At 51.7% G+C, this 25,076-nt stretch carries 26 protein-coding genes and 2 tRNA genes; 13 read left to right on the top strand and 15 right to left on the bottom strand.

The window, feature by feature from the left end:
- Positions 1 to 51 precede the first annotated feature (51 nt).
- A complete protein-coding gene (locus JUJ53_RS10830) occupies positions 52 to 246 on the bottom strand; it encodes a hypothetical protein (RefSeq protein ID WP_204152014.1) in 195 nt (64 codons plus the stop codon).
- Positions 247 to 331: 85 nt separating this feature from the next.
- Here JUJ53_RS10830 and JUJ53_RS10825 point away from each other — a divergent pair, with 85 nt between their 5' ends.
- Entirely contained in the window at positions 332 to 598 is a 267-nt protein-coding gene (locus JUJ53_RS10825; RefSeq protein WP_204152013.1) for a type II toxin-antitoxin system ParD family antitoxin, read from the top strand.
- The gene (locus JUJ53_RS10820) at positions 598 to 828 is read left to right on the top strand and encodes a type II toxin-antitoxin system RelE/ParE family toxin (protein WP_239124969.1); all 231 of its coding nucleotides are present in this window, start codon (positions 598 to 600) and stop codon (positions 826 to 828) included. The genes JUJ53_RS10825 and JUJ53_RS10820 overlap by 1 nt, the downstream gene beginning before the upstream one ends.
- Before the next feature lie 960 nt (positions 829 to 1,788).
- Here the strand turns inward: JUJ53_RS10820 and JUJ53_RS10815 are convergent.
- Entirely contained in the window at positions 1,789 to 4,194 is a 2,406-nt protein-coding gene (locus JUJ53_RS10815) for a DUF3987 domain-containing protein (RefSeq protein WP_239124968.1), read from the bottom strand.
- A gap of 315 nt (positions 4,195 to 4,509) precedes the next feature.
- A complete protein-coding gene (locus tag JUJ53_RS10810) occupies positions 4,510 to 4,806 on the bottom strand; it encodes a hypothetical protein (protein WP_204152012.1) in 297 nt (98 codons plus the stop codon).
- Between JUJ53_RS10810 and JUJ53_RS25080 the strand changes: the two genes are divergently transcribed.
- Both JUJ53_RS25080 and JUJ53_RS10800 read left to right on the top strand, forming a co-directional pair.
- On the top strand, positions 4,805 to 4,930 hold the full coding sequence (locus JUJ53_RS25080; protein WP_275415753.1) for a hypothetical protein: 126 nt from the start codon (positions 4,805 to 4,807) through the stop codon (positions 4,928 to 4,930). The two genes, JUJ53_RS10810 and JUJ53_RS25080, sit on opposite strands and share 2 nt — an antisense overlap.
- 183 nt (positions 4,931 to 5,113) lie before the next feature.
- Positions 5,114 to 5,764: a S24 family peptidase gene (locus JUJ53_RS10800; protein WP_204152010.1), complete on the top strand. Its 651-nt coding sequence runs from the start codon at positions 5,114 to 5,116 to the stop codon at positions 5,762 to 5,764.
- Between the two features lie 306 nt (positions 5,765 to 6,070).
- Here JUJ53_RS10800 and JUJ53_RS10795 read toward each other — a convergent pair whose 3' ends face one another.
- A complete protein-coding gene (locus JUJ53_RS10795; protein ID WP_204152009.1) occupies positions 6,071 to 7,234 on the bottom strand; it encodes a site-specific integrase in 1,164 nt (387 codons plus the stop codon).
- A gap of 232 nt (positions 7,235 to 7,466) precedes the next feature.
- Positions 7,467 to 7,538, bottom strand: a tRNA-Gly gene (locus tag JUJ53_RS10790).
- Positions 7,539 to 7,933: 395 nt separating this feature from the next.
- Between JUJ53_RS10790 and JUJ53_RS10785 the strand changes: the two genes are divergently transcribed.
- A complete protein-coding gene (locus JUJ53_RS10785; protein WP_204152008.1) occupies positions 7,934 to 8,791 on the top strand; it encodes an Npun_R2479 family HD domain-containing metalloprotein in 858 nt (285 codons plus the stop codon).
- A gap of 199 nt (positions 8,792 to 8,990) precedes the next feature.
- Here JUJ53_RS10785 and JUJ53_RS10780 read toward each other — a convergent pair whose 3' ends face one another.
- Complete coding sequence (locus JUJ53_RS10780; RefSeq protein WP_204152007.1) at positions 8,991 to 9,563, bottom strand: L,D-transpeptidase; 573 nt, start codon at positions 9,561 to 9,563, stop codon at positions 8,991 to 8,993.
- Between the two features lie 262 nt (positions 9,564 to 9,825).
- Here JUJ53_RS10780 and JUJ53_RS10775 point away from each other — a divergent pair, with 262 nt between their 5' ends.
- The 3 genes from JUJ53_RS10775 (at position 9,826) to JUJ53_RS10765 (ending at position 11,376) form a co-directional block, all read left to right on the top strand.
- Positions 9,826 to 10,293 (top strand): hypothetical protein, encoded by a 468-nt coding sequence (locus JUJ53_RS10775; RefSeq protein WP_204152006.1) that lies wholly within the window; start codon positions 9,826 to 9,828, stop codon positions 10,291 to 10,293.
- Positions 10,294 to 10,386: 93 nt separating this feature from the next.
- Positions 10,387 to 11,130 (top strand): DUF2993 domain-containing protein, encoded by a 744-nt coding sequence (locus tag JUJ53_RS10770; RefSeq protein ID WP_204152005.1) that lies wholly within the window; start codon positions 10,387 to 10,389, stop codon positions 11,128 to 11,130.
- Positions 11,131 to 11,304: 174 nt separating this feature from the next.
- Positions 11,305 to 11,376, top strand: a tRNA-Met gene (locus JUJ53_RS10765).
- A gap of 299 nt (positions 11,377 to 11,675) precedes the next feature.
- Here JUJ53_RS10765 and JUJ53_RS10760 read toward each other — a convergent pair.
- The gene (locus JUJ53_RS10760) at positions 11,676 to 13,322 is read right to left on the bottom strand and encodes a hypothetical protein (protein ID WP_204152004.1); all 1,647 of its coding nucleotides are present in this window, start codon (positions 13,320 to 13,322) and stop codon (positions 11,676 to 11,678) included.
- An 846-nt stretch (positions 13,323 to 14,168) separates the two neighbouring features.
- Between JUJ53_RS10760 and JUJ53_RS10755 the strand changes: the two genes are divergently transcribed.
- The 3 genes from JUJ53_RS10755 to JUJ53_RS10745 all read left to right on the top strand — a co-directional run bounded on the left by JUJ53_RS10755 (position 14,169) and on the right by JUJ53_RS10745 (position 17,395).
- On the top strand, positions 14,169 to 14,957 hold the full coding sequence (locus JUJ53_RS10755; RefSeq protein WP_343327932.1) for an ABC transporter permease: 789 nt from the start codon (positions 14,169 to 14,171) through the stop codon (positions 14,955 to 14,957).
- A gap of 76 nt (positions 14,958 to 15,033) precedes the next feature.
- Positions 15,034 to 16,557 carry a lysine--tRNA ligase gene (lysS, locus tag JUJ53_RS10750; RefSeq protein ID WP_204152003.1) on the top strand — a complete coding sequence of 508 codons (1,524 nt, stop codon included), beginning with the start codon at positions 15,034 to 15,036 and terminating at the stop codon, positions 16,555 to 16,557.
- Positions 16,558 to 16,729: 172 nt separating this feature from the next.
- Positions 16,730 to 17,395 carry a hypothetical protein gene (locus JUJ53_RS10745; RefSeq protein ID WP_204152002.1) on the top strand — a complete coding sequence of 222 codons (666 nt, stop codon included), beginning with the start codon at positions 16,730 to 16,732 and terminating at the stop codon, positions 17,393 to 17,395.
- 127 nt (positions 17,396 to 17,522) lie between these two features.
- On the opposite strand, the gene JUJ53_RS10740 is transcribed toward JUJ53_RS10745, so the two are convergent.
- From JUJ53_RS10740 to JUJ53_RS10730, 3 genes are all read right to left on the bottom strand, one after another.
- On the bottom strand, positions 17,523 to 17,891 hold the full coding sequence (locus JUJ53_RS10740) for a phage holin family protein (protein ID WP_204152001.1): 369 nt from the start codon (positions 17,889 to 17,891) through the stop codon (positions 17,523 to 17,525).
- Between the two features lie 262 nt (positions 17,892 to 18,153).
- A complete protein-coding gene (locus JUJ53_RS10735; RefSeq protein WP_204152000.1) occupies positions 18,154 to 18,774 on the bottom strand; it encodes a biopolymer transporter ExbD in 621 nt (206 codons plus the stop codon).
- Positions 18,775 to 18,803: 29 nt separating this feature from the next.
- Positions 18,804 to 19,649, bottom strand: a complete 846-nt coding sequence (locus tag JUJ53_RS10730; RefSeq protein WP_204151999.1) for a MotA/TolQ/ExbB proton channel family protein — start codon at positions 19,647 to 19,649, stop codon at positions 18,804 to 18,806.
- A gap of 339 nt (positions 19,650 to 19,988) precedes the next feature.
- Between JUJ53_RS10730 and JUJ53_RS10725 the strand changes: the two genes are divergently transcribed.
- Positions 19,989 to 20,276, top strand: a complete 288-nt coding sequence (locus JUJ53_RS10725; RefSeq protein ID WP_204151998.1) for a YkvA family protein — start codon at positions 19,989 to 19,991, stop codon at positions 20,274 to 20,276.
- Positions 20,277 to 20,360: 84 nt separating this feature from the next.
- Here the strand turns inward: JUJ53_RS10725 and JUJ53_RS10720 are convergent, their stop codons facing one another.
- From JUJ53_RS10720 to JUJ53_RS10700, 5 genes are all read right to left on the bottom strand, one after another.
- Positions 20,361 to 20,852 carry a type IV pilin-like G/H family protein gene (locus tag JUJ53_RS10720; protein WP_204151997.1) on the bottom strand — a complete coding sequence of 164 codons (492 nt, stop codon included), beginning with the start codon at positions 20,850 to 20,852 and terminating at the stop codon, positions 20,361 to 20,363.
- 387 nt (positions 20,853 to 21,239) lie between these two features.
- Complete coding sequence (mreD, locus tag JUJ53_RS10715; RefSeq protein WP_239124967.1) at positions 21,240 to 21,830, bottom strand: rod shape-determining protein MreD; 591 nt, start codon at positions 21,828 to 21,830, stop codon at positions 21,240 to 21,242.
- Positions 21,831 to 21,863: 33 nt separating this feature from the next.
- Positions 21,864 to 22,661, bottom strand: coding sequence for a rod shape-determining protein MreC (mreC, locus tag JUJ53_RS10710; protein ID WP_204151996.1), 798 nt, complete (start codon positions 22,659 to 22,661; stop codon positions 21,864 to 21,866).
- A gap of 144 nt (positions 22,662 to 22,805) precedes the next feature.
- A complete protein-coding gene (locus tag JUJ53_RS10705; protein WP_343327931.1) occupies positions 22,806 to 23,849 on the bottom strand; it encodes a rod shape-determining protein in 1,044 nt (347 codons plus the stop codon).
- Between the two features lie 447 nt (positions 23,850 to 24,296).
- Positions 24,297 to 24,470 carry a hypothetical protein gene (locus JUJ53_RS10700; RefSeq protein ID WP_204151994.1) on the bottom strand — a complete coding sequence of 58 codons (174 nt, stop codon included), beginning with the start codon at positions 24,468 to 24,470 and terminating at the stop codon, positions 24,297 to 24,299.
- Between the two features lie 99 nt (positions 24,471 to 24,569).
- Between JUJ53_RS10700 and JUJ53_RS10695 the strand changes: the two genes are divergently transcribed.
- A complete protein-coding gene (locus tag JUJ53_RS10695) occupies positions 24,570 to 24,980 on the top strand; it encodes a heavy metal-responsive transcriptional regulator (protein ID WP_204151993.1) in 411 nt (136 codons plus the stop codon).
- The last annotated feature ends 96 nt before the right edge of the window (positions 24,981 to 25,076 follow it).

Here is a 25,076-nt window from a genome sequence, read left to right as displayed (position 1 = left end):
CTGTTCTTGAGCTACACGTTAGCTCAATTAGGCCATATGCTCGATGGCATCCTAGGTGAAGATAGCCACCTGATCCGAATCCGCCTGTTGCTGCACCTGGCCGATAGTGTCTTCAATCCAGGTGATTTTGTCGCGGGTGGCCGTTTGTCCATCCTGGCCCAGCACCGCATCGGCCTGGGCACGGGTGAGCTGCCGGTCAACTTTGTTAGCCCGAGTCAGCTGGCAAAAGATTTCGGTGTCGGCCACCGTCTCGCGGGAGATGGTCTACCAAACGTGATCATTTCCTAGTGTTAGGCTTAAAGTCAATAGCGGTTGCTTTCCTCCATCTTCCATGCAAATCGTCCTTCCCCCTGAACTAGAGCAACTCATCCAACGCCAGCTCGCCGCTGGCAAATACCAATCTGCCCTAGAGGTCATCACAGCAGGCATACACCTGCTCGACCAGCAAGACGACATCTATCAAGGGCGACTCCCCGAACTCCAGCAAGATGCCCAGATCGGCTGGGAAGCAGCCCAGCGAGGCGACCTAGTCGAAGGCCCTTCCGCCATGGCCCAGATTCGAGAAAACCTGCGGTCTCGCCACGCCTCCGCCGAATAATGACCCCTCAGTTTTACCTGACCCAGCCCGCTATTCAATACATTGAGGCCATTGCAGACTACATCGCCGGTCAAACTGGGCTCCAACAGGCCGAGCGCTTCCTCTCAAAGCTTGATGCCAAATTCGCCAGAATTACCCAATTTCCTAATCTGGGGCGGCCACGCGACGAAATCCTCCCAGAGCTGCGCAGCCTCTCAATGGAGAGCTACCTCATTCTCGGCGTTGCTTAACGCAAGTATAATTTGCCCCCTCAGCCCCCCAATTTTGGGGGGAGCCAGAGTCTCAAAGCCCCCCAGAATTAGGGGATTTAGGGGGCCATGCGGGGTGCCCTGGTTGTAGCCTTTTAACTCAAGGGCTAGGTCAACTTCTTCACCTCTGTAGATGTTGTTGACCTCGTACCCATCGTGCTTGTTGCCCAAGACATCGTATGAGAAAGTCTCCCAGCGGGTCATAATTTTAGCCATTACTCCTCTTTGCTCTTGCTAACACTAATGGCTTGCTGCAGTTCTCGAAGCAGGACAAGTACTGTTCGGTCCTCACTTGATAAAAAGGCTTGGTCACTCAAAGCCTTCACTGACTTATCTACGGTGGGTACTAAATGGTCGGGAAATTCGATCTGCATGTGATCTCTCCTACTTGAGCAGTGGTCATTGCATCATTGAGAGCGCGTTGTCTCGCATCCTGATGCTCTTTTGTGCAGCCGTATACTACGTTCAGCCTATAACCTAACTCTTCTAATTCTTCTTTGAGATTAGTGAACTCAGGCTCTGTGCACTCGGTGGTCATCAAGAAGATTGCTTTAAGGCTGCACGCGCCGTGTTGGCCTACGTGCTCGTAGCTTAGGCGGTGTTGCTGAATGGCAGTATGAATTTGCGAAATCCGGAAGGAGTTTTCAAAGATTTGAGCCGTCGCTTCATACCCTGAATCAGCAACGCCTCATTCTCCATACCGTAACCGAATCTAGAGTAGACATCTTGCGAGTCGTCAGTGGCTACCGAGACCTAACGAGTTTGTTCACAGACAACGACGAGGAGTAATCGACTTTCGGTAGACACGGTAGACGCCCGGTAGACAGGGTGTCTACCGGGCAAAAGCCTTTATCCACAAGCTCTTCAGCCATTTCGGTAGACGGTAGACACTTTCCTAGCAATTCCCCATTGGCAAACCCTGTCTACTTGTCTACCGTTTCGCTATAACCCTTGCCCATCAACACTTTCAGCGGTAGACACCCCGTCTACCGTTTTCTCAAATCTGTCTACCGCGTCTACCGTTGCCCGCCACCGCAGCCGATTCCCTATCCCCTGGGTTTCCCCATACCCCATCGCCTCCAGCTCCAAAAAATGAGCGCGAATCACCTCCACCCCCACCTTCCGTAAGCTGCGCTCATAGTTGCGCACATCCTTCGCCCGCAGCCAGCCCCGCACCCGCGATAGCTGAATCAGCTTCGTATAGACCGGCTCCAGCGCCCCATCCACCGTATTCCCGTCCGCATAGAGCAGCTTCACCTGGCCAATGAACCAACGTCCCAGCTTAATCGCAGCCCTCATCTTCTCGGCATCTACCGCATTAGCCGGTAGCCCCCCGTCCATCACTGCATTCAGGCAGTGGAGAATTAGCGCCAGACGCCCCGTATAGCCCTGCATTTTGGAATACACCGCCTGTAAACCTGGGTGGGTCTCCGTCACCCGCAGCTGATCCAACTGGTCATACCAGTCTGCAAATAGAACCTTAGCCTCAGGCGTCAATCGGTAGCACTGGGGAGACAGCCCCTCCAGCTTCTGGTAGAGGCTATAGAGCCGCTCCGACACGTCATAGCGAACCGTCCGCCTGGGAAAGGGCGCAGGCTTCAGCGGCAGCAAACACCACAAAAACCTAGCCCACTGTCCACTGGCATCCGAGCAATCCCCCATCATCTCCCGCAGAATATCGGGCTGAATTGTCCCCGTCAGACTCAAGCTGGTGCGCGGTAGGCTGATGCGCAGGCCACTGGCCCGATCCACTTTCAGCCCTGAGCCATCAAAGGCTGTTAGTAGCGATTCTTTATCGTTCCCTCGGCCATTGCGGTATTGGTTCTGCCCCTTGAACAGACCTGCCAGCTCATCCGGCGTCACCAAAATGCCCCGCTCTGGTTGTTGGGCTTGAATACGGGCGATCGCTTCCCGTGTTGCATCGGAGGTGTGATACTCCCGTGGCATTGGCTTCCTGGGACGAAGGCCCCTCTCCTCTGCTCGGGTCTGTTCCCATTCCCGCAGGTCAATCTCATACTCCGAGGCGGCATACTCATACTCCTGATCCGCTTCCACCTGGAGTAGTGAGAGCGGCCCCAAAATCTGCCGCTGAATTGGGCTCTTCTTACTGCCCGAAGGGGCCACCAATCCTGTGAAGATAATCGGTGGCACTGAGAACCCCATCCCGGCATCAATCTCTAGCTCTGTGCCTACCCGTAGCAAAGATGCCGCAACTGGCAGCAACGTCACCAGCATCGCCGCTGGCGTCGCGCCGATCCAGGCAGCAATCTGCTCCAAGGGTTCTGCTAGATCAGGATGAAGGTAATCCCGTAGTGCCAACTGGTAGTCACCGATTTTGAGCAGCCGGTGAATCTCGGCTCTGCGGTCGTCCCGCTCCTCGATTTGCTCCAACTCCATCTGCACCAGGCTAACCAGGTTACCAATATCCTTGGCCGATAGCTCCGTCTCCTGATGCCACTGCACCACCTGCGCGGCCAGGGCTAGTTCGGTGGGACTAGTGCCCAGATAGGTACGAATCTGGTCTTGTAGGACTTGTACCGACAGTCGCTTGGGGTCTTGAGTTGAGATGACCTCCAACTGCCGTCGATCTTGCACCGCTGCCCGAATCTGCTCCGCTGTAGCCCCATCGTGAATCCAATCCACCACATCCAACCCACCATGCTTGGGCAGGTTGTGCCAGCGTAAACTGTCTGGGTAGGGATAGCACCACTGGGCCAAGGGAAAGTCTTGGGCCACGTCCTCCATGTGGGCCATGCCGACCTGATCGCGATCCGGGCACAGCACCAAGCTCGCATCCTGCAAATCCTGACGGTAATCGCCATAGCTGCGGTACTTCTTGGAACCGCCCAGAGTCGTGGTTGCGGGAATGCCGATCGCCCACAGGGCATCAGCACAGCCTTCCCCCTCCACCATCCAGATGGGTTGACCGATGGATATGGCATTCTGAACATCCCGGTAGCGGTAGATCGGCACCTGGGCTTTAATGTCAGGGGTTAGTCCTTTGATCCACTGTTGCCCGTTCCAGTGGTACTGCACAAAAAACTTCGCACCGTTGCCCCGATCTACCCGCGTCACTTTCACCAACGGCTGCCCGACACGGCTGGGATAGAAGTAATCCTGCCGCTGCTGGGGTCGAACCGGCTTCTCGGGGGAGGCGGTGGCTGCAAAGTATTGCCCCCACATGCCATCGGCTGTTGCACCCCGATAAACGTAGCCATCTACCGCTCCATCCTCGTCTACGTAGGTGTGGCAGAACACGACCTCCTCATTCCAGCGGCAGTCTTGGTCTTTGGTGCGTCCACAAATTGGACAGGGGCGCGATCGCCCCGAGTAAATGTACTGTGCCATGATTAGCTCCTCAGGTTAGGAGCCGGGCCATCACCATCAACCTACTATTGGGCTCAGTAGATTGCCCAATCAGCTTTTTAGTCTTGGATATTACCCATGACTTTGCTATAGTTGAAAACAAATATTTCAGTAGCAGGTTAATGGAGGAAGTGATTCTGACCAACCACTTCAAGACGTTGATTAACCCGGCTGCAAAAAGTCAAAAAAGAACTCGGCACCCTGGCTAATAAGTAGTTAGGGTGTTTTTTCAATCAATCTTGAGCTTAAGGAATGAGGCTAGAAAGCTATCAACAACTTGACTAAACTCTGAAAGCCCTATTTGCTGTTTTTCAGCTTCGATGAGTTATTTCGAGTACCGGGCTGAGATGGTTTTTTACGATTACTCAACAAGCTGGACTGGTAAATTCTAATGGCCCGCTGGTGAGCGATTGGGTCATGACGATTGTGTAGCCAGTCTTGCATCAGCTCAAGGTTGTAGCGAATGCAGCGGCTGTTAATGCGAACCCAATGGATGCCCTCGATCAGCACCCCCTGCAACCGATAACGCTTCAGTGTCGTATCGCTGAGCTTGAGGTACTGGGTAGCCTCCTGCTTGCTGATGAATTGGGCCATGGTTTACTCTTCCTCGCTTATACCGCTGGGGCCAAATCTCATGGGGAGGCAGGCCAAGTTTGCTCGCCACCACTTGCTCAATTCGGCGCGATCGCTGTCGAGTCAAAGCATGGGAGACTGCTGAGGTACCGATATTCAGTTCTTTCGCGATGCTAGTCAGAGTCCAGCCCTGCTTGCGCAGAGCTGCTTTAATATCTTCTACATGCATAGAATGGTCTAACTCCATCAATATATCGATGACGTTAGCAATAAATAAATTGCATGTCAAGCGCTATAAATTGCGATCGCAATTAATGAATGTAATCCTATGACTAATCCATTACCTAATAAGGCGCAGGTGAATACCACAGACCTTGATCAGTTTCCTGCTCGCCTGAAGCAAGCTGTTGGCGACAAAAGTATCCGAGGCTTTGCCAGAGATTGTGGCTTTTCTGACACTGTGCTCCGCCAATATCTCAATGGTCAAAGTGAACCCACCCGCCCGGCATTGCTCGCTATAGCACGCACAGCTAATATCAGCGTAGAGTGGCTGGCAACAGGCCAGTGTGTGACGGCTCCTCATGACTTATCTCAAGCGTTAGCTGAGAAGTACACTTATAAGGAGCCACTGGCATTTGAGACGGATTGGCTACAGACAGAGTTCCCTGATTCATTTGAGAATCTGATGCTAGTCCAGATGGTTGATGACAGTATGGAGCCTACCCTTCCGATAAAAGCGCTGGTGCTTGTAGACACCACAGATCGAGATCTGGGGGCGGTAACCCATGGCATCTATCTGCTCAAACTGGATGACCGAATTTTGGTTAAACGCCTGCAATATGTTGCGGAGAAGACGATTCGAGTTCTGAGTGATAATGCGGCTTATGAAACTTTCTCCCTCGTCTTGTCGAGCCCATCTAGTGGATTAAGCCTTATGGGTAGAGTTATTTGGGTTGGCCACAAATTACATCTCGTATGACTTTTGTGAGAGTTGACATTTACTTATTGATGTCTGTCAGGCTGAATATTATTCCTTCTAATTCTGCCAAGCTAAGATCTTTTGTCGTGCAGCATTGGCTTTTGCCTGTGCCACCTGAGCTTGAGTAACGCCTCCAAGCACCGATGCCACAACTACACCCATTGCTCAAAACTAACGCTGTCGAAAAAACGTGAGTCTCCAACGGAGGGGGCGCGGTAAGACGTAGCCTTTGCTCCCTCCAGCAAGTGCTTGCCAAAGTTGGTGTCTAGGTCATGACAGATAGCGCTCCTCGGCAACCATCAACCCCTAAAAGAACGTTGGCACCTCAATCTGACTAATTAAGCCAGCATAGTGCTCCAACAGAATTTTAGGATCATGGCCAGTCAGCTTGGCGACCTCAATCACCGACATCCCCTTCGCCAGCATGTGGCTAATGAACGTATGCCGGGTGTTGTACTGGGTACGATACAGCCCGTTTTCTTGAGTCATGCCGCACTTCTTCAAAATGCTCTGCCAGGCCCGATTTAGGAAGTTGGTCGCATCAATCGGTTTGCCCTTGGGACTGGGAAAGACCAGAGTATCGGGCTTGTAGTCTTCAGGGCGAATGGCTAACAACAGGTTCTGTAGATCAACATTGCACGGGAAAAACCGCGCCCGATTCGTTTTGGTAGCTTTTCGCAGGCGAGCCGTTCCGGTGCCCTTACGTACCAGGGTTTCGTTAAACGTGATTTCAGTACAGTCGCGACGAATATGCTTCCACTGGAGGCCTATGGCCTCACTGGTTCTACAACCTGTCATAAATAGGAAGCGAACATAGTTAGTGTAGTGAGCATAGTAGCGGTCGTCGCGAAAGGTACCGATAATCTGCTTGATTTCTGCCTCGCTAAAGGGAGCAACTTTGAGCGGTGGCACCGGGTGACACATCTCCGTCAGCCCGGTAAACGGGTTTTCCCAACTTGCTTCCACCAACTTATTCTGCTGCACCCAGTTGCCAAAGTCATTCAGGATGATCACCTGTTTCTTAATGGTGGCAGGGGAAGCACTTTGTAGCATAAACGTGACGAACTCTTGAGCTTCCCGGCGGCCAAGGATCTTATGCCCGAAATTACGCACTTTTTTGGGAATAGGATTATACATGCTCACGATGGTGAAGGGGCTCTCTAGCCGCTGCCCCTTATCTTCTACAAATTTGTCCCAGTGCTGCTGAAAGACATCGGTATAGATCTGAGACGTCTCAGATCTAGGCTCAAGCACTGGAGGTGGATCCTCAGGCTTGTATTTTTGCAACGTGGGGTCAAAATTGCCGCTCAGCATGTCTAACTCAATCTGCTGGGCCTTTTGTGTTGCGACCTTGCGGTTGATGATGCTATCTGGCAAGCCAACCGACAGGCAGTAACGCTGGCTCTGGTAACTCCACCGCAGCCGTAAGCGCTCGGAGTAAACTTCGACTTTAACTTGTCCTTTAGCCATAGTTCAGAGTGGGGGTCATGTACATCGCCTGTACCCTTGCCGTTATTTACGGTGATCCCAGACCCCATCAGTCCGCCTTTCGTGCCCGGAGGTTTATACCAATTTCGTACCAGTTTTTACCTCTAAACTGCCCCAAAGTGACCCAACATCACGGCCGCGTTGCTAAAGAGCAATCAACATCTTGATGGCTGAATCCTTTTCGGGAAGAGCGTTTGAGACTGAAACGCTTGAAAGCGGGTGATGGGACTCGAACCCACGACATTCAGCTTGGGAAGCTGACGTTCTACCACTGAACTACACCCGCGAAAACTGCCGCGTCTAGCATTATGCCATGTTTTTCTAGGCTTTGGGTGCTGTGAACCTACATTTTACGATCGCCCCTGCCCAACCCGTGCGCGAAAACAATACAAAGGTTGTCTCAGGTCACAGCCAAGCACCATCGGCTGCGTTAACGTGACACTATGTAATGCGTCCGTAGCCCCCTGCTTTCGGATTGCCATTGCCAATTTATGAAGTCGAGGGCGATCGCCTTTCTTGAATGATTCCGTGGTTTTTTGCCTTGTTAGTCTGTTTTTCTTCTATCCTTAGGAAAAGCGATCGGATAGTCACGGCAGCTAGCCTCTTGGTCACCAAGACAAGGATCCCGATCACTCACCTCACTCATTCACTGACGTCTCTCTTCATTGGTGGGCATTCAGGATGTTTAACGCTACCGAACTGCTAATTGACAGCTTCGTTCAAGATCTAAAAGATGGGTATCGTCGGGCTTACGGCAGCCTCAATTCCGACTATGAAGACATCATTGGTTGGGTTGGGTCGATGGCGCTTGAGAATATCGCCAACAGCGATGCTCTCTACCACAACGTCGAGCATACGATTTTGGTAGCCCTCGTAGGACAAGAGATTCTACGGGGTAAGCACATCCGTGAAGGTGGCGTTTCGCCCAGCGACTGGCTGCATTTCATCATCTCCTTGCTATGCCACGACATCGGCTATGTGAAGGGTGTATGCCGGCAAGACAAAGAAGGCGTCTATGCCACCGGGCAGGGCGGCAAGATGGTCAAATTGGGCATGGGTTCATCCGATGCATCTTTAACGCCCTACCACGTCGATCGCGGCAAGCTGTTCGTGGATGAGCGGTTTGGCAACAACAGCAAGATCAGCGCTGAAATTATTAAGCGCAACATTGAGTTAACCCGCTTTCCGGTTCCCAACGAGGCGGATCACCAAGACACCACCCACTATCCCGGCCTCATTCGAGCTGCGGATTTGATTGGGCAGCTCAGCGATCCCCGCTATCTCAAAAAAATTGGGGCTCTATATTACGAGTTCCATGAAACCGGTGAAAGCAAAAAGCTAGGGTATGAACATCCTGGCGACCTGCGGCGCAACTATCCCAAGTTTTACTGGAACGTGGTCTATCGCTACGTCAAAGACGGAATGCGATATCTAGAACTCACCCAGCAAGGGAAGCAAGTCCTAGCCAACCTGTATTCGAATGTGTTTGTTGTTGAACACGACATCCATGCCTTAGAGGACGTGATTTCGGCAAGCTAGGAGAGGATTCTAGACAGCATCGGGTTACATCCAGCGTTGCAAGCCGGCCCCCTCCCCCAAAAGGCTCCTACCTACCCATCCCACACCTGTGACCACAGTCCTGAAACCCCTGCCTAGTAGGGTGCTGCACCGTCTCATAAGGCTTGGATGTGCGCCGCCGCTTTAGCGGAGCCATACCGCAGGCTCCGCATCTTGCTCACTAGGGCGCTACAACAACGATGGTGCCCAGTTGCACCAATCGAAAAATCTCATCAATGTGGTGATCCAGCATGCGGATACAGCCATGGGACGCTGCTTGGCCAATGGAGCTGGTGTCGGGGGTGCCGTGCATGCCTACCCAGTTATAGCCATCAGTCCAAAAGCCAATCCAGCGATCGCCCAGGGGGTTACTGGGATGCCCACTGCGTACCACCTCTCCGGTGAGGGGGTTCATCCAGTCTGGGTTGGCAATCATTTGCGTCACCTGAAATTGACCGACGGGCGTTTGCCAGCCCTCTCGCCCTACGGCAATCGGGTAGGTCTGTAGGGCAGTGCTGTTTTGGTAGAGCGTCAGCCTGCGATCGCTGAGGCTAATTTGCACATGGGTGACTGAGCCTGGGCCATAGCCATCCAGCCCATAGCCATCCACGTTGATAGGGGGTGGAGGTGCCACCTCGGGCGAGGGCGTCGTTGGCTCATTCAAACCAGGCTTGCCCGCATACCCAGCCGATCCGTACAGGAGAAGGGCGATCGCCACCCCGAAGCTCAAACCTATGCGTTGTCCAATAACCATACCCGTTTCACGACTCCAGGGATACTCATGCGATGCAGTGGCAGTTTTGCCTCTCTAAAGATATACTTTGCTGGCCGGCGATCGCCAATAGTTGCTCTTGAGACCCTAGGTCTAGGCTGCATCCTGTTGTCCACCGCAAGTTCCTGTAACTATCATTAACCTATTGGGAATGCTAATGGAGAACCATCAGGAGCGATCGCTAACCCAATATCCCAACCCGGATTAACGCGCACATTTTTATAGTGAGGAAGAGTCAATGGGTATGACGACAAACGTATGCATGAGCGTCTGCACCCTTGCGGCCGCATCTGTTCTCTTTGCTGGCCCTGCTGTTGCCCAACAAACAGGTGAAGTGGTGGTGGTGTATCCCGAAACGATTCCCGAAACCTACAACCGCACCTTCTTCCGCAATAGCCCCAGCTTTTACGTCAATCGCGGGGTTCTTGAACAAATCGACAGCTTGCTGGGCGTTGGTCTCCCTGGAAGCGGCTTCATTGAAAATGAAATTGCCTCTGATGGTCGAGCCATCAGCAACCTCACCCAAGATCTGTTGCGCCAGCAGGCCAATGATTCACCGCTGATTCGTACGGCAGACCTCGTCAGCCCCTACGAAACATCCCTGCAGCTCCAGCCCATTGTGCCCACCGAGCGCTTCGACCCAGCCCCTCCCTACAATCCCCCCATCATTCGCCAGCAGCCCTCCGCAGCCCCCGTTCCTGGTCTTTGGTAGAGACGGGTTCGGATCATCCCTGGGAGCGATACAATTCTTAATGAATTCGCCTACACTTGAGAGGAATCACCTAGTTTTAGGATCAGACTCTCGGTGCTATTAGGACTTGATAATCTCGGGGAAAAAACCCTCAATCGAATTGCAGAGCTAGCCCTTTCTAGCCAGTTAGATCACATCGATGATTTGACCGTCCAGATCAAAACCAATATGGATCTGATTGCCCAAGGGCGGCTAGAGTCCATGTTGATTGATGGCAAAGGGCTAGTCATGCAGCAAGATTTGCGCATGCAGCACATGATCATTCGCATTGGGCAAGTCGCGGTTAATCCAATGGCGGCGCTGATGGGCAATATCCAACTCACCCATCCCACCCAAGGCAGCGCTCACATTACCCTCACGGCCTCCGACCTCACCCAAGCCTTCAACTCCAGCACTCTCAATGCTCAGATGCAGGGCGTGGTGATTGAAGAGGATGGGCAAGAGGTGGTTTTAGATGTGCAGTCGGTGAACTGCCAGCTTTGCGATACGGGGGAGCTGATCATTCAGGCAACGGTGTGCTTGCGTCATCAAGACAAAGCTCAGCAGGTTGAATTTTACGCAACACCCCAAATTATGGATCAGGGACGACGGGTGCAGCTCGACCAAGTGCGCTACACCCAGGGGCAAGATCTGCCGCCAGCCGTCACCCAAGCGTTGATCGAGCGTGCAACCCAAGTCTTAGATCTCAAGAACTTTGAGATGGACGGCATCCATCTAAACTTGGAAACATTGACGGTAACCGCAGAGACCCTCACCCTAGAGGCGATCGCCCATGTCATTCGGTTCCCTAAGCTTTAGAGGTCAAGGGTTTGGCTCGTCGGCTGGATCCAATCAACTCGGGCTGACTGCCATCAACTAAAAAAAATTTGTCTTGCCTCTATGACGTAAGCGCAAATTATGTTAATTTAATTAAGGCGATGAGGGCAGCCAACTGGCCTTGTCAACTATGGTGAACGTCAAGTTATCCCATTCGGCTCAATAGCTCAGGGGTAGAGCAGGGGACTCATAAGCCTCGTGTCGGTGGTTCAAATCCACCTTGAGCCATTTTTAATCATTGCTTTGACTAACTCATCCCGTACAGGTGTACTCTCTCATGCAGGTATGAGTTGAGTGAATGGCGACGACGTCCCTTCTCCACTCATGGCAATCGGCTTGACTCTCTCTTAGAGAAAGCCATATGCAGACTATGAGAGGCGATCGCACTGATGGATCAGGGATTGCGGGAAACAATGATTTCACCAGTTGATTTTGAGGACGAGCGTTTATGGTGTTGAGGCGATGTCTTACGCTGCACCAACTACAAGGTCAACGATCGAACTGCAATCAATATTTTTCATTCTATCCTATTTAAGATATGAACGTGCCCAACCATAATGCAAAGGGTCTTTGCTGAGAAGATATTCTGCAACTTCTTTACGTTTGTCCTTGTCTTTCGTCATCCTGACAATTTTTTTAATTTCATCGTCTGGATCATCCGCCCCACGTTCCACTGCCATCCCAAACCACTTATCACCCTCTAAATATTCGCGGCGGTCATAGTGAATTGCCCCCATTAAGGTGTAAGGCTGGTGGCTCTCAGGCTGACACTCCATTGCTTGGGTAGCACAGTGTTCTGCATTATCGAGCTGCTCAAGATCCCGAAACGCAGCACCTCTCGTTACCCAGAGAGCTGATTTTAGGTCAGATTCCTGAACTTTTTGCCAGTTTATGTTGTCTGTAACCTTTAGCGCATTTTTCGGCTCATCTGCCTTACGCCAATTACTACTAGCACTGGGTAAGTTCCACTTATTGCCAGTTCGTTGATAGTCTTTCTCATAAAATACGGCTTCTAATCTGTAGTAGGCAGTTGCTATTTTTCCATGTCGGGAAAGACGACCTTCTTCCATAAGTTGAATTACTTGTTTGGGATCGAGTCGCTCTCCTCGCTCAATCTTGAGCATGATTGCGTAAAATGGATCAACTTCTAACTGACCCACAATCTGATAGCTCACTTTCAGTATCTTAAAGTGGATTTCTTTAGCAATTTCTGCTGTTTCAAGCAGTTCTTCGTTGATCAGCCACTGAATATCATCTTCAGTGACGTCAGATTCTATGTTTCTAAGGATCTGAAATAATTTACTTGAAGGATCACTATTTTTGTATCGAGTAGCTTGATATCTAGTTTTGAGTTGCTTGAATAGCTTTATGTCCTTACGTTTCCTGTCAATTTCAATAAGCTGAGTTAGCTTCTGTTGTTCAAGCCACTTGCATTCACTATTGTCAAGATCTTGTTTCTCTTTTATTTTCTTTAAAATGCCATAGAGTGGGCTAGAAATAGAGGTGTCGGGGAAAGAATCAATACTATATTTTGCTTTTAGATCTAAAAACTCAGTGATAGCTTCCCTGTCATGCTCCTGCTGCCAATAAATTTTCAGCGTTTCTTCAAAATCATGATCTAGAAGCCAATTAGCGTCAAAGTCAGATAGTACCTCTCTTGAATCAAGTTTTTTCAGGATTGAGTAGAGAGGCTCTTCAGGGTAGTGATCTAGATACCTAGTTGCTTTATAGCTAATTTTCAAGGCTGCAAAATTTAGGATCTCTCGAATCAAGGTAGTTGTTGCCACAAGATTATGACTATTTAAGACCTCAAATTCTGAACTTGTGAGAAAAACTCTACTCTCTAATTTCCAAAGTATTGAGTAAACTGAACTAGTAATTGGAAGGTCTAGCTCTTCTGGAATTTTGTACTTAGGTCGTAGATTCAAAGATTCAACTTCTAGTCTTTTGAAATCCTCTGCCTGATATTGTTGCAAAGAAATAGTTTCAATGGTTTTGAAAAGGCGATTGTCAGTCAACCATTGAAACTCTAGGTCTGTAAGTTGTATGCTCAGTTCAGCCTTTCTCAAGATGAAATATAGGAAGCTATTAAATTCAGCACCTTTATGCTGACCTATCTGATATTTTTCTCTGAGGGCGGCAAAGTGCTTTTTCTGTAGATCACTACTATTCATAGTTGTGTAATATTCCGTCCAGATCACCTAGGATCATCTTACCCACTCCATAGTCAATCTGCTACAGTCTGCCAGTTGGAAAGTATCAAAGCCACCTAATTTTTAGCTTGTATGTTCCCTGACCCATCTTTGTGGTACCTCTTGCTAGCGATGAGCTAGATCTAATATTGAATATTATTTTTCCAATAAAAATTAGGTTGAAATGCTCTGCATGCTGATCTGATAGGTGTGTTATTGGGCTTTTGAGTTGGCTTTATTGCTTATAAGGATTTGATAATCTGCCAACGCACTTTAACAAGTTGACTATAGCCAATCTCGAAGATAATCTACCATCACAACAAGTTTTGGCGATCGCTATCTGCCATGACGATGCAAAACCTTGCTAAGGGGTTGAAACCTAGAAGCGGTTACTTTCAGGTTGCAGGTCGCGGAGTTCAGGTTGCGTGAGGAACAGGTTCCGGGCAATGTCGTTTTGATAACCTCACCAAAGGATCAAAGCGATCGCCTCCTAGCTACCCATCTATAAAAGTCTCCCTGGTTTGCCCTGAGGGATGGGACTCAGAGGTTGAATGATCGGGAGGTGTGGATCTCGGGTGAAAGGAGCGACTTGGCATCCTAGTCCCCGAATGCCCCAAGAAATGCAACAATGGTTTACATAAAAAATGATTGTGAAAGCGATCGCTCAAAGCTGTATCCATAGCTAGATGCTCGGCATCTCAGTGAAAGGATAACCTGTCTACCAAGGGCATCTTAAGCATTCACTCCTACATGTTTCAATTACTCACGTTTTGATAATCCGCCGTGGCTTCTCAACCTTCTCTCAATCTTGTCGCCCAAGCTAGACCCATCAAGCGATCGCTGGCTGGCAGCATCTTCTCAGACAGCCTGACGGTGTTTTGGGGAGACTGGCTAGACTTGCGAGTTCGCGTGATGCAGGTGGTGGCCTCGGGTCTCGTTTCGCCCCTGATCTACATTCTGGCCTTTGGTCTAGGGTTGGGCAGTGCTCTAGATACCGTGGTTACGCCCTCGGCGGGCGAGACCTATCTGCAGTTCATCTTGCCGGGCATGGTGGCCCTTTCCTCCATGACCATCAGCTTTGGCGGCACGACGTTTTCCATTTGCGGTGAACGTCTTTATAGCAAAACCTTTGAGGAAGTTTTGCTGCTGCCGGTGCATCCCATGGCCCTGTTCCTAGGCAAAATGCTGGCGGGGGTGGTGCGGGGGCTAATGACATCGGCATCGGTGTTGGCGATCGCCCTAGTGGTGACCGGAAACTGGCGGTTTGTCAGCCCGCTTTTCTTGCTGGTGCTGGTGCTCAACTGTGCCGTATTTTCTGGGTTAGGGGTGATTGTGGGATTGAATGTAAAATCCCTAGAAAGTGTGGGATTGCTCAACAACTTTCTAATTGTGCCCATGTCCTTTTTGGGCGCGACCTTTTTTGATCCCCAAACCCTGCCCACTGCCCTGAAGGTGATTGTCTACCTGCTGCCGCTGACCTATACCAGCACGGGGTTACGGGCTGCCACCTACCTACCCTTGTCTGATTTTCCCTGGATTAGCCTGCCGGTCTTGCTGGGGGTGGCGATCGCCCTCTGTGCTGTCGGCGCTTATCAATTTGCCCATCAACAAGACTAGCCCTGGATGGGGGCGATCGCCGGCCCATTCCTTGGGCTATGATTAGAAGCTTGTTGACTCACTTTTTGCCTCAGCCATGGCTTCCGACGATATTCGCGCAACCCGTCTTGAAAAAGTTGCCCAACTTAAGGAGCTGGGGATCAACCCCTACGCCTACCGTTGGGACTCCACCCACTGTGCTGCCGAGCTGCAGGAGAAGTATGCCGATCTGCCCAATGGTGAAGCAGTAGAGTCGGCGGAGGTGGCGATCGCTGGGCGCATTCTCACCCGCCGGGTCTTTGGCAAGCTGGCCTTCTTCACCCTGCAAGATGAAAGCGGCACCATTCAGCTTTACCTGGACAAGGGCAAAATCCAAACCCACATGGCTGAGGTCGATGCCGATGCCTTTACCCACCTCAAGCAGTTGACGGACATTGGCGACTTTTTGGGCGTGCGTGGCTCGATTCGCCGCACCGATAAGGGAGAGTTGTCGGTCAGCGTTGCGAGCTACACGATCCTCACCAAAGCTCTGCTGCCCCTGCCCGATAAGTGGCATGGGTTGACGGATGTGGCCAAGCGCTATCGTCAACGCTACGTAGATTTGATTGTCAATCCAGACGTGCGGGAAACCTTCCGTCGCCGTGCCCGCATCACCGCCTCAATTCGCCGCTACTTAGATGACCAGGGGTTCATTGAAATTGAGACGCCGGTGCTGCAAGCCGAGGCAGGAGGAGCCGATGCCCGACCGTTTATCACCTACCACAACACCCTAGACCTAGAGCTTTATCTACGGATTGCCACCGAGCTACACCTCAAGCGGTTAATTGTGGGTGGCTTTGAAAAGGTGTTTGAAATGGGGCGCGTGTTCCGGAATGAAGGCGTATCTACGCGCCATAATCCGGAATTTACTAGCATTGAGGTGTATCAAGCCTACGCAGACTACCACGATATGATGGATCTGACGGAAGCCCTGATCGTCAACGCCGCCAAAGCGGTACTGGGAACGCTGACCCTTGACTATCAAGGCACGTCCATTGATCTGACGCCTCCTTGGCGACGGGTTACCATGCATGAAGCGGTGCAGGACAAAACAGGCCTGGATTTCCATGGGTTCACGACGGTGGATGAGGCCCGAGACGCCGCTACTGCCGCTGGGCTGCATCATTTAGATGACTGTGCCAGTATTGGGCATGTGCTCAACGCGGCGTTTGAGCAAACGGTGGAAGAAACCTTGATTCAACCCACCTTTGTACTGGATTACCCCGTGGAAATTTCCCCTCTCTCTAAACCCCATCGCGAGAAGCCAGGTCTGGTAGAGCGCTTTGAGCTGTTTATTGTCGGACGGGAAACCGCCAATAGCTTCTCGGAGCTGACCGATCCCGTGGATCAACGCCAGCGCCTAGAAGCCCAAGCTGCTCGCAAAGCAGCAGGGGATGTGGAGGCTCAGGGTGTGGATGAAGACTTCTTGACGGCTCTAGAGTATGGGATGCCGCCCACGGGGGGCATGGGTCTGGGCGTCGATCGCCTCGTCATGCTGTTGACCAATTCTCCCAGCATTCGAGATGTAATCGCGTTTCCCTTGCTGAAGCCAGAGCGATCGGATGACGCTGCTGACGACTAGAGGGGTTAGGCTACCCAGCATCTGTTGCTGTCAAACCGTTGGCCGACAAGCGATCGCCTCTGGTGTGCTTTTCAATGGGCTTGCATTCTAAAGAGCGGGTTAGCGATCAAATCTGATGGGCGATCGCTATGATGCACTAGTATTAAACGCGAATAATCTACAAGAATTAGCCATGAAATACGTTTCTGCTGTTACATCCCTTCTGCTTGTCTCAACCCTAACCTTGGCTGGCTGTGGCGGTAATGACTCGACCGCCGAGGATCCGACTACCGGCGACAGCACCACGACGGAAACACCGACTGAGACCCCAGCAGGGGAAGCTCCCACGGCAGATGCTCCTGCCGGAGATACGCCCGCTGAGACACCCACGGCGGAGGCACCCGATACCCCTGCTGCTGAGGCCCCGGCTGGTAGCCAAGTTTATGAAGAGCCGAATGGCTTGTTTGAAGTCGCTTTTCCCAGCGGCTATGAGTTTCAAGAAACGGGCAGTGGCGTTGTCTTTGTGTCTGCCGATGATCAGTTTGGTGGCTCTATAGACTTTGGCCCAGCGCAAGGGCAGCAGCTCACCGATGAACAGCTTGAGACGGGTCTAAAGCAAGAATATGAAACCCGCTTAACCGAAGTTGAATGGCAAGGAACAGAGGTTCAGCCGGATGGCAGCTTACGGCTCGATTGGATCGGTACCGATCCCCAGGGCAATGTGTTAGATTCCGTGAGCTTTGTGGAGCAACGAGGGGATAACATTTTTATTCTGAATCTCCACGGCATCAATGCCCAATATGCCAACTACAACACCGATGCTCAAACCATTGTGAATGCCTACCGCATCAATGAATAGGGTTTGACGCGTAGGGTTTGACATAGACGGAGCGGCGGATGCACTTTCAACTACGTTGGCATCTGCCGCTCATAACAGTTAGGTAACGGTTTCGTTAGAAACGGTTCAGTGGCGGTTAAGCGATCGCCTACACAGGAACGCCAATAACACTGCGGAATACCCAACCAACGATGCTCATGACAATGGCCATGAAGAATGCGCCCAAAATAGCGCTCCAAATGCCGTGTCTCAAACGAAAGCCCACGACTAATTTAGCTGCTAAGCCAAAGACAATCGTGTTGAGGATCAGTCCATAGATTCCGAGAGAGACCCAGTTCAAAAGAGCCGTTGCACTCAGCAACCACTGACCAATTGCGTTGAGTAGCCCAAAGACAGCCCCAGAAATCAGAGCTTTTCCAAAACCATCAATTTCAACGCCGAGCAGCGGAATTTTAGACACGATAATCAGGCTAATCGTGACGAATAGCCAGATGATAATAAGCTGTGTAATGTCCATACGTTTAACACGTCCTTCAGGTGACAGGTGTACCGAGATTGATGAAGAGCCGGGCTAAGAGACGATCGCCCGTTAGGAACCATAGCTCCTCGGTTAGGTCATCTACAGGTCGCCCTTATCTTCAGTTCACCATGAACAGACATGCTCATGGCAAGTATCCGCCAAAACTGTATCATTTCAGCGGCTCTTTATAGAATCCTGTATAAGGGTTCTTCACGGCTCAGTCTGAAGGACGAAAGTGTCGAAGTTTGCCGCTCTTCCCTTAGGGTGATTTTGTCCCGGAGGGAGCGCTCGGAGAGGTTGACCGTTCTGGGCTACTGGGGGGCGTGAGGGGATCAATATCTCGGGGATCGATCAAGGGCACTTCGTCTGCCCTCGATGGCCCGTCAGGGGTCAAACGATTCAAATCATCAAACTCTTGATTGAGCAACTCATCGAGATCAAGGGATTCGTTTCCATCAAGGGCACTGCCGCCCTGGCGATCGGGTAGGGTGGCTAGGGCAACGCGATCGCTCCCCGTTGAGCGCAGTAAGTCTAGGACGCTCACCACTTCGTTGTAGCTGGCCGAACGAGACGCATAGAGCACAATCAACCCGCTGGGGCTACTGACTTGATAGGTGAGTAATTCGCGAATTAGCTCTTGTTCGTTCACCGGCTGGCGATCGACATAGAGTTGACCAATGGGATCAAGGCTGACAATCAGCATTTCGCGCATTTGACTGGTGCCCGAGCTAGCCCGCGGCAGGTCTACGTTGATGCCAGCTTGGCGGGTCAGCCCCATGGCTGCCAAGATGAAGAAGGTCAAAATGCAGAAGATCACGTCGATCATCGGTAGAATCTCGATGCGTGTTTCTTCGTCGGGAGAACCCATGTTGATTTTCATACGCCGTGCCCCTTCTCGGTCAATGTAGTTCAGTAGGTTGAGGATTCTTCGCTAGCCGGTTCGTCTGACGATGGGTCAGAGGAAGAGGGGTCTGTAGCGGGATCTGTGGCTAGATCTTTAGCTGGATCTGTGGCTGGATCTTTAGCTAGACCGTCACCATTGGCTGGCTGTGCTTCTTGGACGTTGGCTACAGCCGCGGCGGCTAGATGGGAGGGATGGGCCGATGGATGGGCTGGAGATGTGATGAACCGATGTTCTGACCAATCTTTGCGGTAGAGCAGTTCTAGCTCGTTGCCAGCCTTGCGAAAAATCTTGGATTGTCCAAAGACAAAGCCTTGAAACAGGCGATAAAAAGCCAAGCTAGCGATCGCAATGATTAAACCCGTCGCGGTGGTAATCAACGCCCTTGAAATCCCGAAGGTCACACCGGCGGTGGAGGTGGTACCAATATCCCCAAGGCTAATGGAGCCTAAGGATTCCATCAGCCCTAGCACGGTGCCGAGGAGTCCCAATAAGGGAGAAAGGGCAATCACGACTTCTAAAATTTTGTCGCCTCGGCGCATAGCCGTCAGCTCTTCGTCGGCCGCCGTTTCTAAAGCAAGCTGGAATACTTCTGGAACAGGCTGGTAGAGGTGGAGGGCATTGTAGAGAAAACGCCCAATGGGTTGATCATTGGCTCGGCGGGCAATATCTGCTGCGGCCTGCCAGTCTCGCCGTGCCGCTTCGATCACCCGTCCGGCAATCTCCCGCTCGCGAGTCAAGATTTTTGACCAAAACCAAATGCGTTCAATAATAGTCGTCAGTGCCAAGATGGACAGCACCAACAGCGGCCACATGGCCAAGCCGCCCTCTTGAAATAATTCAGGAATGTTCACAATGGCCTCTCACTCTGGAATGATCCTCACACCTGTCGTTGTATCCAGTTTGCATTCTACAGAGATACTGCACCAGTCACCCAGTATCATCCGCAAGAAATTCTGACGGATGTCTACACCGTTGGTCTAGGAATGGGGGTGAGCTACGACGAGAGTCAAGCGCGATCGCCCCCTAGTCGATACAATTCTAGGGTAATCGTTGGCAAAATGCCCCGCACTCATCATAATGGCACCCAGCCATAGTCTAGGCTAGGAAGGGCTGCCTTCGGGGTTGCTCACGAAACATGCATAGGAGCTTATGTGCTCCGCAACTGTTCTCGCCGTGAAGGTTTTGTACAAATGTTGAATAGGTGGTACCGCCAGATTCTCAATCATCCAACCTATCGCTGGATTTTGATTGTTGGCACACTGGTTTACTTTTTGAGCCCCATTGACCTATCACCAGACTTTATTCCCCTTTTAGGGCAGGTGGATGATGCTGTCCTCATGACGCTGTTAGTGTCGGGTCTGTTCCAAATGATCAGCGATCGCGTTCGGCCACCCGAGCCCGCCTCGCCGTCAGAGTCTGAGCCTGATGCTGCTGAGGTTGCTCAAGCCATTGATGTGGATGCCGTATCTATCGACTGAATGCGTCGCCTGCATCCATCGCCTGCATCCATTGGGAGAATCTACTCGCCAGGTTTTGGGCTGTAGCCTGGGAGACCAAGCATCTTAAGGGCAGGTAGTGCCTTCTACAACAGGCACAAGCCCCACGGATCCCTCGCACATCAGCGTAAAGGTGGTGCCTGCTCCCCCTGCCAGGCCAATCCAGACTTTGCCTAAATAGCCACGAATGGTGTTGTCGGTGGGGGTCGCCGTGGTTTGGGCGATCGCCTCCATGCCAACACCTTCTGGCTCCGTGGTGTAGGTGTAATGCTCGGTGAAGGTGCGAATGCCGACTTCCAAATCCGGTAATTCACCAAACCGTCGGTGCTGCAGATAGTGGGCTTGCTGGGCTCGATTGACTGCGCCAATGTACGACTGCGCTTCCGACTGCCGCGCCTTGGATACCTGGTTAATAAACGATGGGTAAGCCAAGACAAACAAGGTGCCTATAATCACAATGGATACCATAAGTTCCATCATGGTAAATCCAGCGTCTGTAGGTGGACTGCTATCTGCTAGGAGCGATCGCCTCGGTTGTGTCCGGATGGGTAAGGTCATCATGGGAATAGAGCAGGGCTAAGGTGGGCCTTAGGAAAATCAATCTGCTATGTCCCATCACGGCTGAGCGTGAAGCATCTCCAGCACCTGTTCACTATCAAGTTAGGTGTTGGAAGATCCAGGTTGGGTGGGGTTGCAGAAAGACTTCCCAGATGGATGAGACTGGGTGTATCTCTGCTCAAGTTTTCTAAACGGGCGATCGCAATCCGGAGGATGGGGTCAGTATCCTGTATCAATTGTGTCAAGACTTCCGTGAATATTCGATGAAGGGAAAATGCCCTTAGTAGTCTCAGGCGGACGTAACCCGCCTATGTGCTGAGGCGGGAAAACTTGTGTGTCCTGGAAGTCCTTGTCGTTCTTCTCTCTTCGTTCTTCTCTCTTACAGTACTAGGAGGGTTCAACAGCTTTGATTCGTTCCCACCAGCGGTTGAGCGGATAATAAATGACGGGCGACCACATACTGCTGAGAATGGCTGAACTAAGGGCAATGCGCTGGTGGTAATACCAAATTCTCGATAGCGAGTACTGAATCGAGTCGCGATCGTTGATCCAAGCATGAACACTAAACTGCAGGGCGGTAATGGTTTCAGACAAAACAGCCATGCCGAAAACAATCAGCGCAATGGAAATAAAATCTTCCTGCAGGAAACGCTGCTTTTGAATGCGGGCCGTCAAGACACCAGCAATCACCAGGCCGACGGCATGGGACGGCGTGGTGGCGGTCATGCCATCTTGGATGAGTCCTAAAACCAAACCAGCGATCGCCCCCTGCCATGCCGGCCGCTTGACGCTCCAAGCCACAACCCAAATTAATAGCCAATTGGGGCCAACGCCGAGCAGCTCCATGCCCGGAAAGCGAGTCGGCAACATCAGCACACAAAGCACCACCGACAGCACCGTAATGCTCCAGTTGGCGATGCGGGGCCCTTGCTTGCTTCCTAGATTGAGGCGATCGCTTAAGGTCATCACTCGGGTCATTGGAGTATCGCTGAGAGGAATCGCTGAGAAATATTACTGAGATTCATTAGAAGATGGAGCATCGTCAGGCATTACATCTTCAGGCATGGGCATCCGCGAATTGGGGGTAATAATCACCCACTCCAACCGACTAATGGGCGAGGTGAGCTCAATCACCGCCTCAGGAGCCGGGCTGCGGTTGAGGTTCACCGATTCCACCACCCCCACGGGTAGGCCTGGCGGAAACAGTTGGCTCAAGGAAGATGTGGACACCGCATCCCCTGCCTGCACCTCCGGTACCTTATCAAAAAATTCCATGACCACGCGGCTTTCAGACTGACCGCGAATGTAGCCCATGGAGCGCGATCGACTAATCGTGACCCCCACCTGACTCGATGGGTCGCTAATCAACAGCACGCGGCTGGTGTTGGGAGTCACCTGTACAATGCGTCCTACTAGCCCACCCGTGCCCGACACCACATCGCCCACCGAGACGCCATCACGACTGCCCTTGGCAACGGTGAGCTGTTGCCACCAATGATCGGAGCTGCGGCCAATAACGGGGGCAACAACGCCCGCCTGGGATGTATTCTCACGATAGTCGAGCAGTTCTTGAAGCCGACGATTTTCGCTTTCCAGCTCCACAACTCGCTGCTGCAGCTCTCGGGATTGGGCTGTTTCCAGCATGTCAACTTGGTCTGGCGTACCCTGGAACGGGCGCGACAAAATGCCGTACAGCTCCAAAAATATGCCAGCATTCGTTTGCCGGATGCCCCAGGCCAGACTTAACAGCAGACCCACCATCCCGGCTTTTAGTGCGTACTGACCCCACCAACGGCGTAAAGAATACATCTAAGTGATTGTGTAGATAGGATGTCGCTACCCTGGGGGTAGCCGAACCTGGGACTATAGCTGTGATAAACGGTGCAGGGGCTGAAGTTGTTGGCTAGCAGCACCTGCAGAGTTCATGCTACAGCAATCGTCAGAGCGATCGCCCTAGAGATTGCGCGATCGCCCACTGAAGACCCGCTCAAGCTGCTTGAAGTTCTCCAGCACTCGTCCGGTACCGAGGACAACACAACTCAGGGGATCAGCGGCGATATGTACCACAATGCCCGTTTCATGGCTAATCAGAGTATCTAGCCCGCGCAGCAGTGCTCCACCGCCAGCTAGCATAATGCCCCGATCGATAATGTCGGCGGCTAATTCGGGAGGCGTGCGCTCTAGGGTGCGCTTCACGGCTTCCACAATCACCGATAGCGGTTCCGACATCGCTTCTCGGATTTCCGGGCTCTTAACGGTGATGGTGCGAGGTAGACCAGACAGCATATGCAGACCGCGCACATCCATCAGGGTTTCATTATCGCCATCGGTGGGATAGGCCGAGCCGATGAAGATCTTGATTTCCTCTGCCGTACGTTCCCCAATCACCAGGTTGTGAACCTTTTTCATGTACTGGGTGATGGCTTCGCTCAGCTCATCTCCTGCCACCCGCACCGATTCACTCAGTACCGTGCCCTGCAAACTCAAGACAGCTACCTCGGTGGTACCACCGCCGATATCGATGATCATGTTGCCGGTCGGTTCTGCCACAGGCAGCCCAGCGCCAATAGCTGCAGCCACTGGCTCATCAATGAGGTAGACATCTCTAGCGCCGGCTTGAGAAGCAGCCTCCATCACCGCGCGCCGTTCAACCCCGGTCACGCCGCTGGGAATACCAATGACAATGCGGGGAGAGACTAGCGTTCGTCCCTCATGCACTCGCCGAATGAAATGCTTGAGCATGAGCTCAGCCGTATCAAAATCGGCAATCACACCGTCCCGCAGGGGACGTAGGGCAACTACATTTCCGGGAGTACGACCGAGCATTTTTTTTGCATCTTCCCCGACGGCAAGAGGCACTTTGTTTTCTTGATCCATCGCCACGACCGAGGGTTCTTGAAGAACAATTCCCTTGCCGGAAACGTAAACCAGTGTGTTAGCGGTACCCAAATCGATACCCATATCTCGTGAAAACGAGAAACGACTGAAGAAGCCCACTCCTTAACTCTCCTGCAACTAGGACGGTGCGATTGCTAAACAAATTGATCAAAGGTTAACAATGGTGCATACACCCGATGGGTGTTGGGGCTGGGAATAATGAATGAACCCGTTACCTGGCCCCGTTTTACGCTGGTCGTTAACACAGTGAGCGGCTAAGGCCTTAGCCGAACAGGATTCTATTACGTTTTCTGACCACAGTCTAGATGAGTCTCCCCAACTCGGCTGGATTGGGTGAGATTCGTCGATACAGCATAACGGTCAGGATTCCTTGCGGTGAATGTCATGACAAGGCTGGATAGCCCATGGTTAAAGCTAGCTGGCTGAAGTTGTGAGTTCAATGAACAGTTAATTCATCCTCAACCATTCGATGCGTAAGACCTAATTGTATGACCTTACTCATGATCTTGCCTAATGAATCATTCCTATGCTAAGACGTCTATTGGCTTAGACGACATAGCGATCGCCCTGTGCGGCTACTCTGGTTTGTTGATACAAGGCATTGGGGAAGGGGTCAGAAGAAAGTGAAAAAATTGTGGTAAAGAACTTTGCGATCGCTCCCCATGCCTGCCCAGAGATCAAGGGGCGATCGCATAGGCAGGGCAGTCCGTGAAGGCTCATGGCTAACGGTTTCAGCAATCTTCAGATTGTCCTAGCCCTAAGCTTATATCGAACTATAAGGTTTACCGTGGATGAACCAAGCTGCCATGGATGGGATCTATGTTCAAAATCGGAGACGTTGCTCAGCGCCTAGCCCTAAATCCACAAACGCTGTATTTCTATGAGCGCATTGGCCTCATTCCTGCACCGCAACGGACTGAAGCCGGTTATCGGCTCTTTAGTCAACAGGATGTTGACCGGCTAGCGTTTATCACCAGGGCCAAATCTTTGGGGCTAAGCCTAGATGAAATTAGGAGCATTTTGGCGCTGAAAGACGGCAAATCCCTCACCTGCCAAGACGTTCACGATCGCTTGGTGAGCAAGCTAGACCAAATTGAAACCCAAATTCAGCAACTGCAGCGGCTGCATGATGAACTCCGCCCCCTGATTCAGGAATGCCGCTCTAATTTTGATCCAGCTCATCCAGACAAGGTCTGCATTGTTTTAGAAAACTATCCTGCTCCGCTCTAGGCCGCTCCAAGGGGCTTGATGCGCCATGATTGCTCGGATAGTTCCCAGTGCAGACGAGTACTCTGAGGCGTCAGTAACCCGCCTATGTGCTGAGGC

It is taken from the genome of Leptolyngbya sp. CCY15150, assembly GCF_016888135.1.
Classification (GTDB): Bacteria; Cyanobacteriota; Cyanobacteriia; order RECH01; family RECH01; genus RECH01.
This window is presented reverse-complemented; position numbering and strand designations above follow the sequence as displayed.

Coding starts and splice junctions, on each gene's coding strand:
- JUJ53_RS10825 (WP_204152013.1), top strand. CDS start 332: ATGCAAATCGTCCTTCCCCCTGAACTAGAGCAACTCATCCAACGCCAG.
- JUJ53_RS10820 (WP_239124969.1), top strand. CDS start 598: ATGACCCCTCAGTTTTACCTGACCCAGCCCGCTATTCAATACATTGAG.
- JUJ53_RS10815 (WP_239124968.1), bottom strand. CDS start 4,194: ATGGCACAGTACATTTACTCGGGGCGATCGCGCCCCTGTCCAATTTGT.
- JUJ53_RS25080 (WP_275415753.1), top strand. CDS start 4,805: ATGGTTTACTCTTCCTCGCTTATACCGCTGGGGCCAAATCTCATGGGG.
- JUJ53_RS10810 (WP_204152012.1), bottom strand. CDS start 4,806: ATGGCCCAATTCATCAGCAAGCAGGAGGCTACCCAGTACCTCAAGCTC.
- JUJ53_RS10800 (WP_204152010.1), top strand. CDS start 5,114: ATGACTAATCCATTACCTAATAAGGCGCAGGTGAATACCACAGACCTT.
- JUJ53_RS10795 (WP_204152009.1), bottom strand. CDS start 7,234: ATGGCTAAAGGACAAGTTAAAGTCGAAGTTTACTCCGAGCGCTTACGG.
- JUJ53_RS10785 (WP_204152008.1), top strand. CDS start 7,934: ATGTTTAACGCTACCGAACTGCTAATTGACAGCTTCGTTCAAGATCTA.
- JUJ53_RS10780 (WP_204152007.1), bottom strand. CDS start 9,563: ATGGTTATTGGACAACGCATAGGTTTGAGCTTCGGGGTGGCGATCGCC.
- JUJ53_RS10775 (WP_204152006.1), top strand. CDS start 9,826: ATGACGACAAACGTATGCATGAGCGTCTGCACCCTTGCGGCCGCATCT.
- JUJ53_RS10760 (WP_204152004.1), bottom strand. CDS start 13,322: ATGAATAGTAGTGATCTACAGAAAAAGCACTTTGCCGCCCTCAGAGAA.
- lysS (WP_204152003.1), top strand. CDS start 15,034: ATGGCTTCCGACGATATTCGCGCAACCCGTCTTGAAAAAGTTGCCCAA.
- JUJ53_RS10745 (WP_204152002.1), top strand. CDS start 16,730: ATGAAATACGTTTCTGCTGTTACATCCCTTCTGCTTGTCTCAACCCTA.
- JUJ53_RS10740 (WP_204152001.1), bottom strand. CDS start 17,891: ATGGACATTACACAGCTTATTATCATCTGGCTATTCGTCACGATTAGC.
- JUJ53_RS10735 (WP_204152000.1), bottom strand. CDS start 18,774: ATGAAAATCAACATGGGTTCTCCCGACGAAGAAACACGCATCGAGATT.
- JUJ53_RS10725 (WP_204151998.1), top strand. CDS start 19,989: ATGTTGAATAGGTGGTACCGCCAGATTCTCAATCATCCAACCTATCGC.
- JUJ53_RS10720 (WP_204151997.1), bottom strand. CDS start 20,852: ATGACCTTACCCATCCGGACACAACCGAGGCGATCGCTCCTAGCAGAT.
- mreD (WP_239124967.1), bottom strand. CDS start 21,830: ATGACCCGAGTGATGACCTTAAGCGATCGCCTCAATCTAGGAAGCAAG.
- mreC (WP_204151996.1), bottom strand. CDS start 22,661: ATGTATTCTTTACGCCGTTGGTGGGGTCAGTACGCACTAAAAGCCGGG.
- JUJ53_RS10700 (WP_204151994.1), bottom strand. CDS start 24,470: ATGAGCCTTCACGGACTGCCCTGCCTATGCGATCGCCCCTTGATCTCT.
- JUJ53_RS10695 (WP_204151993.1), top strand. CDS start 24,570: ATGTTCAAAATCGGAGACGTTGCTCAGCGCCTAGCCCTAAATCCACAA.